At 34.0% G+C, this 17263-nt stretch carries 12 protein-coding genes and 1 tRNA gene; 3 read left to right on the forward strand and 10 right to left on the reverse strand.

The window, feature by feature from the left end:
• The first annotated feature begins 251 nt into the window (after positions 1–251).
• Both AC1DY0_RS17075 and AC1DY0_RS17080 read left to right on the forward strand, forming a co-directional pair.
• A complete protein-coding gene (locus AC1DY0_RS17075) occupies positions 252–1160 on the forward strand; it encodes an SDR family NAD(P)-dependent oxidoreductase (RefSeq protein ID WP_477189794.1) in 909 nt (302 codons plus the stop codon).
• A 458-nt stretch (positions 1161–1618) separates the two neighbouring features.
• A complete protein-coding gene (locus AC1DY0_RS17080) occupies positions 1619–2077 on the forward strand; it encodes an RNA methyltransferase (RefSeq protein WP_477189795.1) in 459 nt (152 codons plus the stop codon).
• Between the two features lie 155 nt (positions 2078–2232).
• Here AC1DY0_RS17080 and AC1DY0_RS17085 read toward each other — a convergent pair whose 3' ends face one another.
• Positions 2233–2415, reverse strand: a complete 183-nt coding sequence (locus AC1DY0_RS17085) for a hypothetical protein (RefSeq protein WP_477189796.1) — start codon at positions 2413–2415, stop codon at positions 2233–2235.
• A gap of 292 nt (positions 2416–2707) precedes the next feature.
• Between AC1DY0_RS17085 and AC1DY0_RS17090 the strand changes: the two genes are divergently transcribed.
• Positions 2708–3535, forward strand: a complete 828-nt coding sequence (locus tag AC1DY0_RS17090) for a hypothetical protein (protein ID WP_477189797.1) — start codon at positions 2708–2710, stop codon at positions 3533–3535.
• A gap of 186 nt (positions 3536–3721) precedes the next feature.
• Here AC1DY0_RS17090 and AC1DY0_RS17095 read toward each other — a convergent pair whose 3' ends face one another.
• The 9 genes from AC1DY0_RS17095 to AC1DY0_RS17135 form a co-directional block, all read right to left on the reverse strand.
• On the reverse strand, positions 3722–6232 hold the full coding sequence (locus tag AC1DY0_RS17095) for a T9SS type B sorting domain-containing protein (RefSeq protein WP_477189798.1): 2511 nt from the start codon (positions 6230–6232) through the stop codon (positions 3722–3724).
• A gap of 16 nt (positions 6233–6248) precedes the next feature.
• Positions 6249–6339: transfer RNA gene (locus tag AC1DY0_RS17100), tRNA-Ser, on the reverse strand.
• Positions 6302–7210, reverse strand: coding sequence for a DUF5655 domain-containing protein (locus tag AC1DY0_RS17105; RefSeq protein WP_477189799.1), 909 nt, complete (start codon positions 7208–7210; stop codon positions 6302–6304). The genes AC1DY0_RS17100 and AC1DY0_RS17105 overlap by 38 nt, the downstream gene beginning before the upstream one ends.
• A gap of 34 nt (positions 7211–7244) precedes the next feature.
• Complete coding sequence (locus AC1DY0_RS17110) at positions 7245–8570, reverse strand: phospholipase D-like domain-containing protein (protein WP_477189800.1); 1326 nt, start codon at positions 8568–8570, stop codon at positions 7245–7247.
• A gap of 42 nt (positions 8571–8612) precedes the next feature.
• Positions 8613–9914: an SIR2 family NAD-dependent protein deacylase gene (locus AC1DY0_RS17115; protein ID WP_477189801.1), complete on the reverse strand. Its 1302-nt coding sequence runs from the start codon at positions 9912–9914 to the stop codon at positions 8613–8615.
• Positions 9911–11674: a restriction endonuclease subunit S gene (locus AC1DY0_RS17120; protein WP_477189802.1), complete on the reverse strand. Its 1764-nt coding sequence runs from the start codon at positions 11672–11674 to the stop codon at positions 9911–9913. Before AC1DY0_RS17120 ends, AC1DY0_RS17115 begins: the two co-directional genes overlap by 4 nt.
• Positions 11675–11676: 2 nt before the next feature.
• Positions 11677–13155: a type I restriction-modification system subunit M gene (locus AC1DY0_RS17125; protein ID WP_477189803.1), complete on the reverse strand. Its 1479-nt coding sequence runs from the start codon at positions 13153–13155 to the stop codon at positions 11677–11679.
• Positions 13152–15500 carry an EcoAI/FtnUII family type I restriction enzme subunit R gene (hsdR, locus tag AC1DY0_RS17130; RefSeq protein WP_477189804.1) on the reverse strand — a complete coding sequence of 783 codons (2349 nt, stop codon included), beginning with the start codon at positions 15498–15500 and terminating at the stop codon, positions 13152–13154. The genes AC1DY0_RS17125 and hsdR overlap by 4 nt, the downstream gene beginning before the upstream one ends.
• 803 nt (positions 15501–16303) lie before the next feature.
• Positions 16304–17245 carry a hypothetical protein gene (locus AC1DY0_RS17135; protein ID WP_477189806.1) on the reverse strand — a complete coding sequence of 314 codons (942 nt, stop codon included), beginning with the start codon at positions 17243–17245 and terminating at the stop codon, positions 16304–16306.
• Positions 17246–17263: the final 18 nt, after the last annotated feature.

The following is a 17263-nucleotide window of genomic DNA, read 5'->3' on the forward strand; positions in this document are numbered from 1 at the left end:
ATTATAAATTGCTTCGCCAGTTCGCTATCGCTCGGGTGTAAATTTTGAATGGAGAATATGGGAATACTTTGCGTGCACGAATTACTGTGTCAGTTTACTTCGTACGTGTGTAAATCCGCGCGATCGGGGCAAATGATTTTATTTGAAGACATTAACAATGAAGTAACCTAAGAAAAATAAACCAACCGGACTGAACACCATCGTGTCCTAAACCGCTAGGCAACATACATTATTAATTTAAATATGTGCACATGAAAATATTAATTACATTGTTTTGTCTAGTGAGTTTATCCATCAATGCACAAGAAGGTTATTTGAGCAGTGAGCAAACAAATGTTGATTCTATCCCAAGAGAGAATTTGACTACTTTAAAAAATGATACCTCAGACTACGCTTTAGTCGCAGGAGGAAGTAAAGGTATTGGTTATGCCATTGCGGAGGCTTTGGCGAAAAGAAAATTTAATTTAATCTTAATTGCGCGTCATCAAAATGGACTCGATTTGGCAAAAGAAAAGCTGGAAACAAAGTATCAAATTCATGTCGAAACATTAAAACTCGATTTAGCCAAAGAATCAACCGCCGATTCTATAGCCAGATGGTGTACAAACAAAAAAATTCCTTTAAAGATGCTTTGTAATGTAGCTGGTTATGGAGGCCCAAAAGATTATTTATCGCTTCCCTTAGATTCATTGCGATATATGGTCCGATTAAATTTGGAATCCTGCATGGCTCTGACACTTACTTTACTTCCTCTTTTGGAAAAAAATGAGCCGTCTTATATTTTGAATGTTGCCAGTATGGCCGGATTCGCCCCTATGCCAGATAAAAACATATACTCTGCAACTAAATCCGCTGTGATTTTTTTCAGTTATTCGTTGCGTAATCAATTGAGGAAAAAAGATATCAGTGTGAGTTGCTTAAGTCCCGGGCCTGTGTATACCAAACCCGAAATTGCCAAGTATACAAAAGAAAAACTTGGATGGTTTGGAGATCAAATGGCTGTGCCACCGGATAAAGTTGGCGAAATTGCCGTTCGTGAGACGCTTAACGGCAAGATGATGATCATACCGGGAACACTTTCTAAGATGAGCTCATTTTTAATTCGAATACTTCCACGCAGGTGGATGGTATCTTTATATGGAACAACTAGCAATAAGTGAGAGCAATTGCCGGTATTATTCCGCGATGAGTTTCCGCAAAGTTCCTAAGTAAAATTAAACTGAAAAAACAAAAAATGGAGTGACTGCGAAAGTTCGGACCGTTAAGTTATTGGACAAAGTTTCTGCGTTAAAAAGCCGCTTGCCGGTATTCAGGTACTAGAGCGGGATTAAGTTAAGCTATTCTCGGATTTGCCAAATCATCCCAAATGCAAAGCCAACTTCTCATTAAGCCAATTTTTTTAAGATAGATGCGAGATGCAAGATGCAAGATGCAAGATGCGAGATGCAAGATGCGAGATGAAAGATGCGAGATGATAGATGCGAGATGAAAGATACAAGAGTAAAGATGCAAGAGTAAAGATGCAAGAGTAAAGATGCAAGAGTAAAGATGGTAATACCAACTCTAGATCCATAATAAAAAATTGATTTATGTATTTGCAGTTTGTACTTTTGCCTTTATGAATGATAATTTTATAAATGAATATTTTGGTATTGGCATCCAAAATGGTAAAACGCCTGAAAATTTGGGTGTTTTGTGGCGATCGGCTCAAAACTTAGGTGCTACTTTTATATTTACCATAGGCAATAGATATGCCAAGCAAGCCTGTGATACCCATAATGCGGTCAAAGCCATTCCGTATTTTCATTATGATACGTTTGAAGCTTTTTACGAAAACTTACCTAAAGGAGCCCGACTGGTTGGTGTTGAATTAGATGAAAACGCTTCCGATTTAGAAACTTTTGAGCATCCCAGACGCTGTGTTTATTTATTAGGAGCAGAAGATCATGGCTTATCTCTGAAAGCCATGGAAAAATGCCACCATTTAGTAAAATTCAAATCTGAAAAAAGCTTAAATGTGTCCGTGGCAGGCACTATTGTTATGTATGACAGAAACCTGCCTAAACCGCGATCTTAATATAAACTCAGTGCTAGTTATTTGATTTTTATTGAAAATTTGTGAGACCTGGTTTTTTTTGAATTTAAGACTTGATTTGGATGCTAATTTGAGTGAGCAGTGATTACTACGTCAGTTCACTTCGTTCGTGTGCGAATCTACACGATCGGGATTGCCTAGCGTGTAAATATGTAAACTTTTTTCAGGACGACACAGGGGGGGCAAGACAATTGTCGTGCCAGTGGCACGACAATTTGAAAATCGGTAAACTGATTTGCAAATTGCATCATTCTACGGAGATTTTTTACTTCAAAATTTCTGCGATACTTATTTTCAAATTGTGTCGACATTGTCGACACAATTTGTTTTCAGATATCGCAAATCGCGATATGCAATATGGATATCTAATCAAATAAAATTTTATTCAATTCTAATTTTAGTTTTGATTTAAGCTCTACAAAGCTATCAAAAAGTAGCTTATTCTCTTTGAGTGAATTCGAAGTTATGGATTTATCAACAATACTTAATTGGTAAGCGGTTGAACACTTCGTGGAGCGGGTTTAGTTTTATTAATAAAAGTTAAAGTGAATCGGATGGATTTCTTACTTTTGGCTTATTCACTATAATCCAATCATCATTACTACTATCATTATGAGGATAAAAGAGATTACCAAAAATGGCTTTGCCTTTTTTCTGATGTTATGGATTTCTGTCAACTATGCCCAAGAGCGAAAGGCTGGGGAACAAACTAATTCCGCCGCAGTCAAGAAAACTAGCCAAGAGAGAATTGCCGCTATAGAAAAAGCCTGTCAAGTCATAATTGATGAAAAAGATGAAAACTATTCTGCCGGCAGCTTATCTGTTGCGGAGGGTGGAATTTCATCCTCCGACCTGAATACACTACAAGTATTGGGGGATCTTACGGCTATAATCCAGCATCCAGCAACTTCCCAAGCCAAAACCCAATTGGACACTATTCAGCAATTAAACACCATTTACTCCAAGGATAAATATGCGGGATTGATTGCGCGTAACAATGAATTTATTAAAAAAGCATCCTTACTTTCCGCAACGCTTCATCAAAAAGCGGATGGGTTTGATGCTGCCCTTAATCAAAATAAACAGGAAGAGCTGCGGATCGTTTTAAAAAAAATGGGCGAGGCGTTTCATATTATGGGAGCAAGGCTGGATTCTTCTATTATGGATTTTAAACAAACGCTGCCTTATTTGGATGAAGTGTACAGCCAATTAGTGGCAATCGAGAATGAAGCAGCAGTAACGACTACCAGTTCATCAAATGCGTCCCAAAGGAGCAATGAACAGCTTGCACTTTTTAAAAAATTCTCTTCCTCTATTGCGCTTATCAAAAGCCTTAATGGGGTAGTGCTGCATTTAGTTTCTATAAAAGAATGTATTGCTGTTGTTTCTAAAACTCAAGATGATTTGGCTTTTCTGGCTCAGGCTAGTCGTTCTTTATGAGGTGTTTTGCTTTTTGTTTTAGATTTAATATAATGAAAGCCAAATTGTGAGACTTGGCTTTTTTTGAATTTATGGTTTGAATTGGATGATAATTGGAGTGGACACGGATTACTGCGTCAGTTCACTTCGTTCGTGTGCAAATCTGTGCGAGCGGATTCGTAACGTAAGTTAGAGTAGTTTATTTTATTATCTTTTTAATGAAAAGTGGCCTTTTACGGTTCTACCGTTTTCAAAATTAACAACAAACCAATAATCTGTAGCGGGTAAAGGTTGACCGTTATAAGTACCATCCCAGCCAATGCTTACGGCATTAGGAATTACTTTAAGCATTTTTCCATATCTGTCATAAATAACTATTTTTGAATTTTTAAATAATTCATTGTTTATTCCTCTTATATTCCAAGTATCATTATAGCCATCATTATTTGGTGTAAAATATGAAGGAGCACCCAGAACAGAAATATTTTTTGAAATAATACTACAGCTATTTTTGTTGTTTACATATACGATATGAAAACCAGGCTCAACATTTTCAAATTTATTGGAAAGCTGAAATGGTCCTGATGGATTATCCAAACTGAATTCACTATTTTCCATTTCAGAGGCTATGATAGTTATTGTATTGTTTTCCGTTATATCTGAAATTATAATTTTTTCGATAATTAATGGAATTGAATAAATTACCGTATTCGTACTGATGCTTTTACAATAAGTTATATTGTCTGTTACCTGACAGGTATATGTACCGTCCTGACTTACGTTTATATAATATTGATTAAAAGACAACAATTGACCGTTTCTGGACCATTGGTAACTATATTGAGATTGAGAACCTGAAAGTAAACCTGCATTTAGCTGTACTAATTCGTTGTTTTCAGAACAAATTACTTCACTGTGATTCAACATTAGATTTGGAGTGTTTAGCACTTCAATTTCCATCTTAGCTATAACAGCACATAAACTTGCTGTTGGTGTAAATGTGTAGGTGGTTGTAGTTTTATTGTTTAAATCCGGAGACCAACTACCTGTAATATTGTTGTTTGAAATCGTAGGTAACTGAGCCATTAATTCTCCTGAACAGACAGGAGCAACCTGTGTAAAAGCCGGCGTTATGCTTGAGTTTACCTTAATAGTCATTGTAGCCGGTACAGCACATGAACCTGATGCCGGGATAAAAGTGTAGTTTGTCGTAATGGTATTGTCTAAATCCGGTGACCAGGTTCCGTAAATTCCGTTGTTTGAAAGCGCTGGCAATGGTTGTAATACAGTTCCTGTACAAATATCATTTATCTGTGTAAAAATTGGTATAATGGGGGTGTTAGTGGTTACCGGTACTGCTGTTCTTGCGGTTTCAATGCCTCCTACAGTTTGCGAAACGTAATAAGTTCCCGTAGTTACAGCGGCCGTTGACAACATTGCTGAACCTCCCGTAGCCGCTGCATACCATTTCAGATTCGTACCTGTTGCAACTAAATCGGCAACAGTTGCAACACCGCAGAATGTCAGGGGAGAGGCCGTTGGCGGCAAATCATTATTAATTCTGGCTATAAAGTTTCGACTTATTCCATTATATGAGTGAAAATCGCCTCCAATAATAATTTTTCCATCCGCCTGAACTGATGCAATCATTATAAATGCATCTGTGCCTGCCAAAGGATCAAAACTGGTGTCTAAAGTACCGTCTTTATTTAGCCGTGCAAGACTGTTTCTAGTTATACCATTGAAATCAATAAATTGACCTCCAATAACAATTTTGCCATCCGTTTGAAGTAACAATGTCAAAACAAGACCACCAGCTCCTGTACCCGGAGTAAAGGTGGTATCCATGCTTGCATCAGGGTTCAAGCGTACAACGCCAGATATAGGAGTGCCATTATAGTTCCAAAACTGCCCTCCAATAAGAATCTTGCCGTCATTTTGAACTGATATTGCATGAATCATCAGCACCATAGAGCCTCCGTCAGACATAAAGTTCATATCTACACTACCATCAGCATTCAAACGCGCCAGTCTTTTTCTGGGTATGTTATTAAAATAATCAAAATCGCCACCGATGATAAATTTACCATCAGATTGAAGCGAAACTACATCAACTGCATTATTACCAGTACCCACACCTGCATCGGGATTAAAACTGGTGTCCAAACTGCCATCTGCATTCAAACGCGCTATCCCATATCTGTTCACACCATTATAAGACGTTAAATCACCGGCAATGACAATTTTACCGTTCGGTTGAACAACAATACTCATTATATTTGCTTCGTTAGAGGCTGATTTTGCACCCATGCCGGGATTAAAAGTTGTATCCAAACTTCCGTCCGCATTCAAACGGGCTACTGAACCTCTATTAATATTGTTGTATTTGGAAAAGCTTCCGCCAATGAGGATTTTTCCATCCGGCTGAAGGACGATTGTGCGAACAACAGTTCCTGAAGTAAATGTACCATCTACACCAGTACCAACATTAAAACCCGTGTCCAGACTGCCATCTGTCTTTAGGCGTACAATTTGGTGGTTTGCAATGCCATTGAAATTATTAAAATAACCGCCAATAAGAATTTTACCGTCCGGCTGAATCGCAGTGGCATGAACCAAAGCATCTGCACCTGTACCGGGGTCAAAAGTAGTATCTAATGATTGTGCAAATCCAATCGCCGAAAACTGCAACAATAAGTATAAAAAAATGTTTTTCATGGGAATGTTTAATTTGTAATAACAGAAGGATTCGAACCTTCGACCGCCTGCTTAGAAGGCAGGTGCTCCTTATACAATGGCTTGTTTAACCAAACTCATGATGTACTCTAAATTTTCAGTATCTTTTACCATTACTTCGTAGTCTCCATTACCTTGGTGACCCGTTTTAGAAACATCACGCATTAATTTTTTTGGGTCATCTAATTTTCCTTTTTTCAAGTTAACCCAGATTTTTAATGATTTAGCTTGTAATTCTATATCTACAATGTTCTTATTTAATTTAAAAGCGATATACCATTTTTTAGGAACAATTTCAAAATCTGGTTTTAAATTTAGGACTGCTTGCTTAAAACTTTCATACAGTTCAATTATTTCTTCTGACCTTCTATTTAAATGATCTTCCTCAGTATAGACTTTGATTTCATCTGTAACCGACTTCATTGAGCTATTTTGTTGTGTTAGTGGCTTAATACTTTCGGCTGATTTGGTTTTCTTGATCGGGTTGATACTGATTAAATCATTTTCATAGCGTTTAACTTCCCATAACTCAATAGCAATATCTTTGAAGTTGGTCGCCAATCGCTGATTTTCAGTAAAACTAGGAGACACAAAAACTACTCTTGTTTGTGACCAATCTACTGAAGCACTGTGAATGGATTTTTTTAATGTTTCGTTATAAGTCAAGACAAAATCAGCTTTGTTCTCCAGCATTAGACTTAAATAGGTAAAACCTTGATCAACCACACTTACGTTTTTATCGCGTTTGTATTCTATGATGACAAATGCTTTGGATTGTGGATCATAGCCTAAAGTATCGATGCGTTTGCCTTTTATCACAAATTCTGAATTTACCATTTCTAAACCCATAAGTTCAGCTAGATTTTTTTCAAACAATGATTGAATTTCCTTTTCTAGTTTAAAAGGTTTTTCTTTCAACAGATTAAGGTTCGTAGTGTTTTTAGATTGGTATAGATTCATGGCTAATTATTTTGATTAAAAAAGTTTTTTCAGTTTACAACTTATGTCGCATCATTTCATATAATGGAAAAAGTAACTTAAAAACATTAAGGGTTTCAGTTGGCAAATTTTCTTCGGACATTTCTGAATCAGTTATTTTATAATCACGTCCTATGATGAAGTATTTTTTAGAATTATCCATTTTACAAAAGACATATAAATCTGCTAGTGTTTCAAACGAGTCACAATCTCTTTTTATATCATTCACACGAATCCAATATTCTTTTGGTAATGATGTTACTTTATCAAAAAACTCTTCTTTATAGCTATTTGATACCATTTTGTCAAAAAAGTCCTTTCTGTCAAATGAACTTCCATCATTATTTTTCCCAAATAACAACCAAATCCCAATTGAATTCAAATCAATACGAATTTGTAATCGAGCATGATTGATAAAACTCATTTTATCATCTTCATCATTTCCGTTTTTTTTATTTGGAACTTTTGGAAAAAGGTCTTTGTATTTCTTTATTTCGGCTTTGGTTTTCCCATAACTCAACCACATGGCTCCCAAATTTTGTGAAGTTGCTCCTTCAATATGGTGATACATTGAAACAATATGGTTTTTTGTGTTATGGTCTAATTTATCAATACCATACGCTCTAAATTTTGGGAAAATAGCATTATTTAACTCTAAAAATCTATCTTGAACTTCAATTCTTTCATTGTTAGCACTACGTGAAGAATCTGTCCATAATTCTCTCCTAAATGCCAAATGGTGTTCTTTTTTAAAATATCTATCAGAAAAATCAATTGAATCTAGTGGTGCTAATTCATTAATATTATTTGAAGATTTTTTAAATTTTATTAGTCTTTTCCTTTTTTTTAACTGGCTTTCAATTTCTTTAATCAAACTAAATTGATCTTCATATTCTGAAATATTCTCATCAGTCAGTGGATAAGTATCTTTATTAAGCTCATTAAACCATTTAAGAATAGATAGACATTCTTCTTGATTAGTTATTTTGTAATTTAACTCAACATTATCTTCTAGACCGCCATCAGTTAAATTTGAAGATCCTACAAAAGCTATGTAGCTATCTTTAACTCTAAATAAATAAACTTTAGGATGATAATTATTATCTGTTTTATATATGGCAGAATCAAAAAAATCTTTTTTAAGTTTTTCTTTCATTTTTCGTAAAACAATAGGATTTGTGGGTAAATCTATACCAACAAGATAATGTTGTTTACAATTTTTTTTGATTGACTCTTGTATGTAATCATAGGTTTCATCTTTGATTAAAGCGACTGCAAACCAAATTTCATCAGCAACATGTAAAAACTCTTCAAAACCTATTTTTAAATTTGATACAATCATATTTGGTAACATTAAAAAAAACTTAATCAATATTGGTTTAACTTATCCAAACTTTCTAAACGTTTTAACAAGATGTTCAAGAAATCCTAATTTCTTTTCTTCAACAGGTTCTGCTGTTAATTCAGGCTCTTCAATTATTATAGGTTCTTCGTTTACAATTTCAGTAGGTTTTCTTTTCTCTCCAGGCTCATATCCTCTATATCTCATTTCATTTATGGATAATCGCAATATTAGTTCAATATAATCATAACTTCCTTTGGGAAACCAAATTGGTATAATTCCATAACTTAATAAATAATTATTGCGGATACTTAATTCATCTTTATCTTCTGGCATCGATTCTAAAGAAAAGTGTTCTTTATGATAAACATCTTTATTTTTTAGTTGATCGTTAACTGCCTGAAAAACTTCCATAGTCCTGTCATGGTTTAGACTACAGCCCAAGAATAATAAATTACTAGTTCTATAATAATAGGAAAGCAACTTTGGGATAGGCTTTGTTAAATCCAAAATTCCTTTACCATACGCTTCATCATATTGATTTTTACTTAAAATACATTTATTTGGTTTATAAATATCCCCATGTAGCTTTATGATGGTAGTTTTTTCGGATTCAGGTATTTCTCCTATGTTTACATTATCAATTAATTGAATTTTGCGTGCAGAGCCAATATCAAAAGCTTGTTCTAATAAGTGGTCGTAATTAGTTGTAATTATTGTATCATTAAATAATTCTGTAAGATTTAATAAAGTTGTGTTTATATCTCCTCTTTTTGAGAAAACATCTTTAATTTCTTGAATAAAAGCATCTTTGTATCCCTTCTTCTCAATTTCATCAATAATTTCTTCGTATTGTCCATTCTTCAATAGAGTATCAATATGTGTAGCATCAATAGCAGATGTTCTGCCTTGTTGTCGTAAATGTTCCTTCCATGTAGGAAAGCCCGAATCTACAGATAAACCTGCTCCGATAAAAGGCACAACTACACCTTCCTTAATATATTCTATAAGCTGATCAAACCTAAGTTGATTTCTCTCATACCAGTGCTTTTCTCCCGTTTTTTCTTGAATATAATCTTCACTCAGTACTTGTTTTAAACGTAAATCGCGAAATTCAGTGAAGGCTAACTTGTAAGACTCTGCATCACTAGCATATAAACCTTTACTAGGTTGAAATAATCCTTGAACACTATATTTAACTCTTGTGTCCTGACCTTCATCTCCATCAAACCATTCATTAAAATCGGTAAAGTATTTAAATAAATGATGGTGATCTTCATCACACCATGTTTTTTTATCTGTCTTTACTACATTATTTTTATATGTCGCATCTAAAACACTCATTCAACTACTTTTTCAATTATTGTTTTCGAAAGAAATATTTTTATTTCCTGTGATTTTTTTGTTTTTTCTATTAAAGAATCACACAAAGCAAATAGTTCTTTAATTTTAGACATTATTCTTTTTTGTTCTGAAATTGGTGGGTAAGGAATTTMAAATTGTTCAAGAACTTTTTTACTTAATCCTTCTCTGTTTGCTCCAATTTGCCTTCCCCAAATTAAATTTTGAATGTAAGGAGATAATATACATGAATGTAAATATGCGGTTGATTTCATATTGGTTGGTCGAATTATTGTAACATGCTGACTGACATTAGCAATATTGGCTTCTTCTGGAAAAATTGTACAACGGCCCAATGAACCACCTGTAATATTTAATAAAATATCATTAGGAAATACTATCGTATTTGACATTTTCTTATTTGTAGCTTCATCAATAAAGGCAACATCATCTAATAGTAAACCTTCATTCCTAATGTTTTGCGACCTTAAAAATAAGATGCCAGAATCTGAATAAGCATTATTTCCTCCTCGAGGAGTGCTTCCTGAACCTAATTTATTAGTTATATTTCCTAATCTTATCCATTTCCAGTTTTGAGGAATTCTAAATGGTTCTTGTTCGTTTGTAACTTCGGTTAAAACAATGTCTTTTATTTTTTTCTCCTTAACTAATCTCTCTTTTTCATTACCTATTTTCTTCAACAACTCACTTGCAGGTTCCTCATTTGGGTCTTGTTGTACTAGTTTACCCATTACTGCCAATTGTAGTATAGTTTGTTTCAGTTGGTCAATACTATCTTCGGTGCAAAAAAGAGTGTCAAAATGTTGAGACATTCGTTCCCATGCCACTTGTAACTCATTGGCATCTGCCGCTTGGGTTAAAGTTTCTAATAAGGTTTTTACTAATACCTGATGGGTTTTTAAGTTGTTGAATTGTTCAGCTTCAAGCTTATCGCATAAGGCCATTAGCTCATCTACTTTGGAAGCAATTAAATACTGCTCTTTTGAAGGTGGAATTGGAATCAATATTTTAAACAAATGAGTACTTCCAAAATTTGGTTGTATACCAACCAATTGCGCAGTCATTTGATCTTTAAATAATTTAGAATCAAGAAAAAGCTTTAAATAATTCCGAGGACAATCTTCCAAAAATGGATGCATACGAATAGTACTGGTATTAACAATAACCTTATAACCTGGGTTATTAAAAAATGCTGATTTTCCCCAACTACCTCCTGAACTAGCAAATACCAAATCATTTTCTTCAATTGTAAAATGCTGATATTTTTGTTGATATTCTTCAATATCAATGTATTTGTCGGTATTATCAAGAATTAATTTATCGCCTACAATATTTTGAACATTAAGAAGTTTAATTCCGCTATTTCTAAATTGCCAATTTCTTATTCCAGGACCTTCTTGAAAAAAATATAAATCAGAAAACCAAGCCCATTCCCATCCATCTAGTAAGGAATATGGCATTTTAGTTTGTTCAATTTCTTTTAAACTTTTCTGCTTTGGGATTTTTCCTGCGGCAATTAATTTATCTTTTTCTAAAGCAATCTTTTTTATTAAATGATTTGCAGGTTCATTGGACGAATCTTGAGGGATTAATTTGCCTCGTAATGCTAATTCAATAATTAATGCTCGTAAGCTAGAAATACCTTCTAAACTAATATTATCAACACTTTTTACTCGGGTTCTCGATTTTATGCCTTGAGCATCAGTCCAAATGTCAAAACTATTTACAATGGTATTTATCATAATTAGTTCCCATTATTGTTAAAGGCTTCAGCTAATACAGCTTTAAGCTGGTTTCTCAAACTGGTTATTTCGCCTTGTTCTTTTGCGTAAAGCGCAAGCAACTCATCAGGGTCATGTGTTATTTGTTCACCAACATGAGGGTTTTTTATGTCAAGGTTATAGTTACGTTCTACAATGTCTTGGGCAGAAACTTTCCATGCTTGTTCATTTTCAACTCTTGTAGCAAAACCGTCTTGTTCATTACCCCACCAATCTATTTCGGTTTGAAACTCTTCAAAACGCATAGGTTTGGTTTTATTATAGTTTACCACACCATCTGGATAAGGGTGTTCGTAGTACCAAACATGTTCAGTTGGTTTTCCTTTGGTAAAGAATAAAATATTGGTTTTAATACCAGTGTAGGGGTTAAAAACACCGTTTGGTAATCGAACAATAGTATGAAGATTACACTCGGTCATTAACTTTTCTTTAATTCGAGTCTGAATACCTTCACCAAACAAAAAGCCATCCGGTAACACAACTGCTGCTCTTCCTTCATTTTTAAGCAAATGAATGATAAGAGTCATAAAAAGATTGGCAGTTTCTCTAGTACGCAATGTGGAAGGAAAGTTGTTTTCAATACCATCTTCTTCCATACCACCAAAAGGAGGATTGGTTACAATTACATTCACTCTATCAGCATTGGTATAATCACGAAGTGGTCGAGCAAGAGTATTATCATGTTTAATATTGATAGGTACATCAATACCATGCAAAATCATATTGGTAGTGCATAGTAGATGGGGAAGAGCTTTCTTTTCAACGCCATGTATTGATTTTACTAAAACCTCTTCATCGGCAGGTGATTTTACAAAGTTTTCCCTTTTGTATTCAATTACATTAGTAAGAAATCCACCAGTACCACAAGCAGGGTCTAAAACCGTTTCTTCTAATTTTGGTGCAATTCTATTTACAATGAAAGTGGTTACGGCACGAGGTGTATAAAACTCTCCTGCGTTTCCGGCACTTTGCAAATCTTTAAGTATTTGCTCATAGATACCACCAAATGTGTGGCGGTCGCCAGAAGCATTGAAATTAATTTCACATATTTTGTTTACTACTTGGCGAAGTAGTGTACCTGATTTCATGTAATTGTAGGCGTCTTCAAATACATTTTTTATTACCAAGGCCCTTCCACCATCTTCACCCTCTATTTTTAATTTTGTTTTTAAAGTTGGGAAAAGTTCAAGATTCACAAAATCGAGTAACGTCTCTCCTGTATCTCCCTCAGGATCTTTAGCCCAATTTCTCCATCGCAGTTTTTCTGGTATTGGTGATTTATAATCATCCTCTGTTAATTCTAACTCATCCTCACGGTCATCTACTATTTTTAAGAAGAAAAGCCATACTAGCTGACTTATTCTTTGTGCGTCTCCATCAACTCCCACATCCTTTCGCATAATATCCTGAATGGATTTTATGATACCTGATACATTACTCATGCTGTTTTGTCTTGTTTAAATAATTCTTTTTCTAATTCTTCTATTGCTGTTTCGTATTTTTCTTTTCCTCCAAAAAAGTCATTTATAATTTCCATTGGAGTTCCATAATCGCTAAAAGGTTTGAGTTTTAAAACCTTTGCGTTTTCAATACTAACTACACCCTTATCGGCATACATCTCAAGTAAACCTTGTAAAACAGCTTTAGCTTGTTCACCATATTTTGTGAAATAATCTCTTTTCTTAACATTATCGGCTCGTTCTTTTCTTGTCAATGGTGGCTGACCAAATGCTACATGGCATATCAAATCAAAATCACTATATTCTTTTCCTACCAATTCGGCTAAATTTTCAAGAACTACACCATGTTCTTCAAGCAACTCAATAATGGCTTGTTTCTTTTTAGCATCATTCCAATTTTGCAAAAAATCATCTAGAGAAGCATATTCTGATTTCACTTGCTTTTGAGTAAAATCTTTGTAGGATTCTGTTACCAACTGTCCATCATCACCAAGATACTCAATTCTTTCATTTATAATTTTAGCAGGAACACCGCTGATTATAATTTTTGTTCTGCCTGAACCATCTGTATCATCACCACCACCTGTATCGTCATCATCACCACCCTCAGGATCAGGAGGGATAGGGTCATCATCTGGTCCTGGATTATAAATCACTACTGGCTCACCATCAAAATCTGGGTCTTTAAAATGTTCTGTAGCTTTTTTAAAATCCATTATGGTAAAGTAGAACTTATTAAATTCTTCATCGATACGCGTTCCTCTACCAATAATTTGTTTAAAAATGGTCATGGATTTAATTGTTTTATCTAATACAATTAATTTACATGTTTTGGCGTCAACACCTGTTGTCATTAAATCAGAAGTTGTAGCTATTACAGGAAATGGACTGTAAGAATCGATGAAATTATCTAATTCAGCTTTACCTTCAACACTATCACCGGTTATACGCATTACGTATTTAGGGTTGTCAATGGCTATTTTACCTGCTGCATTCACAATTGCTTTTCTCATGCGTTCCGCATGGTCAATATCTTCGCAAAAAATAATAGTTTTTGACATAGGATCAGTAGCATTGAGTAATTGCATAACTCTATTAGCTACTAATTTTGTTCGTTGATTCAATACCAGAATTCTATCCATGTCTGATTGATTATAAGTACGCTGTTCAATAGCAGCACCTAAATCGTCTGTCATACCTTCTGGAGGTGTCCAACCATTAACATCTTTATCAATATCAATTTTTACAACTTTATAAGGTGCAAGAAAACCATCTTGAATACCTTGTTTTAAACTATATGAATAAACTGGCTCGTTAAAATAAGTTAGGTTCGAAACATACTCGGTTTCCTTAGGGGTAGCTGTTAAACCAATTTGAACGGCATTTTTAAAATAATCTAAAATTTCCCTCCAAGAGGAATCATCAGCTGCGCTTCCTCGATGACACTCGTCAATAACAATCAAATCAAAAAAATCTGGAGTAACACTTTTAAATATTTTATCACTTTCATCAGGTCCAGTTAGTGCTTGATATAAGCCCAAGTGAATCTCATAAGAAGGATCTATTTTTCGATTCTTGATTTTTGTCATTACAGAACCAAACGGTTTAAAATCATTAACAAGAGTTTGGTCAGCTAGAATATTTCTATCTACAAGAAATAAAATTCTTTTTGCAAATCTAGCTTTCCATAATCGCCAAATGATTTGAAAAGTAGTATATGTTTTGCCAGTACCAGTTGCCATTACCAAAAGAATTCTATTTTGACCTTTTGCAACAGCTTCAATAGTACGATTAATTGCTTCGACTTGGTAATACCTTGGTTCTTTGCCAGAACCATCAGTATAATAAGGCTGTAAAATTAGTTCTTGTTGACTGTCTTGTATATTGTGGTGTTTTTTGTAACGTTTCCAAAGTTCTTCAGGTGTTGGAAAGTTTTCAAGAGGAAATTCTGTTTCAATATCTTCTCCTTCTTTTGTTGTTTTATCATGTGAGGCAAAAGCATCACCATTTGAACTAAATGCGCTTGGCACACCTAAAATGTCTGCATAACTTAATGCCTGTTGCATACCGTGACTAATAGAGAAGGTATTATCTTTTGCTTCTATTATGGCTATTCTTGTTCCCGGTTCCCAAGAAAGAACATAATCAGCAAATTTTTTTTTCTTTTTATTTCTAGCCGACATTTCACCACGAACAATAACTGGTCCAGGTGTAAGAGTCACTTCTCGTCTTATTTGAGTGAACGAATCCCAACCAGCATTTTTGATTGCTGGAGTAATGTATAGATCACAAATGTCGCTTTCGCTAAGTTCTTTTTTATTTGTCATATTTAAATAAAAAATTTAATTTACCCCAAACCTACCAAATTTCTCACACATACACCCATCAATGGGGTGTTTTAATTATACTTTGTATTGTAAAAATTTAAAAAAAAACGTAAAGGCATGGAGATATTTGTATAACATAGGGACGAACACTTCATATAGCTGGCTTTTATCATATTTACGGTTTTGAAGTACTTTAAAAAAAAGCAAAGTCATGAGACTTTGCGGAACGGGGGCGTGTTAATAACTGTATTGATAAGTATCCTAAGATATTAGAAGTGAAAAATTGCACAAAAATATTCACTTTTTGGTATTATGGGGGTAGCTATCATGCATTTTATTGTGCTTAATTCATCATTTTTGGCATTATGGGGTACATTAGATGTTTCCTTCATAATGGTTTATATTTGTAATACTAATGAAAATCATTAGCACACATAAAAAAACCAAAAGTTGGAGCTTTTGGTTTTAAGTGGATTTGTTCAATCCTTATTTTCGGTCATATGAAAATACTATATTTAATTTGTGGGTCTTTGATATTATCTCAGGTTGCCCTCCTTGTCAAGGAAGTTCGAAAACTTATCCTTGCTTGTAAGAAGTAATTTTTTAAACCACTAGACCTTTTCTCAGGTTCTAGTGGTTCCTTCTTCGTTACAAAAGTAATAAAATATATTACAAAATAACATAATATGTTACTTTAACAATAGATGAACACGTTGTAGGGGGGGATGTACTTTGTGGGCACGGATTGCAAATCCGCGCAATCGGGACGCATGCGCCAGCAGGTTAAATCCGAGCTATCAAGTTTAAAGTTTTTTTAACCCCTTCATTAGTAAGTACAATATTTGGTGGATATTCTTGCTTGAAAATAATATCTCGTTTTCCTTAATACTGAGTCCATTGAGTTCCGAAATTTTCTTTACACCAAATTTTGACAATTCTGTTTTTAATAGATCAAAGTCTGTATAGTCGCATTTAGAATTGACATAACTTTTAAATTCGCTTAAAAATTCAGTATTGTATTGAAAATCATTAGTTAACTCTTCAACCACGTCACCTTTAATTAGTCTTATTAGTTTTTCTGTCGCTCCACCAAATCCTCCGACTAAAAAGAGGGGCTTACTTTCTTTTAAGGTGTAAAGAGCTTCTTCAATAACTCCAGGTATATATCCTAAATAATCTGTAGATTTTCCTCCAACTAAAATTCTGGCTGAACAATCTTTAGCCATTTGAATTCTCATTTCTTTGAAACATTCGCAAAATGCATATCTATCTTCTATACACTTGGTGGGTTTATATTCTTTTTGTTCATCAATTGAAACAGTTTTTGGAACTAGTATTTCTTTTATTTCAATTTGTTTTGAATGAAAATCTATCCTAACATCACGTGTTAAACGTTTAGTATTAGGAAATACAAAATAGTTAACAAACTTAAAATTTTTGTCATTTGTCTTTTTATATTGGTTTGAAAGTTCTGAAAAATAATAAGTAAAACCATTTTCTCTTAAGTCGCCACCATATAAAGCTGTTCCGTCATTAGCGATAATATACCTTGCAATTTCAATTGAAATATCATTCAAATGTTGTTCAGAAAATCCTATTTTCTCTAAATCTTCATTTATTGATACTGAAATGGCAATTTTTTTATTATTTAATATTTTTGATTTTTTAGCTYGTTTTTTTTCTTGTGATATTAAATCGGAGTCTACACCTGATATATCTATTTTTTTCTTTTTTATAAGTCCAATTTAATAGGAGTTGTAAAT

Source organism: Flavobacterium sp. P1_E4 (assembly GCF_056405915.1).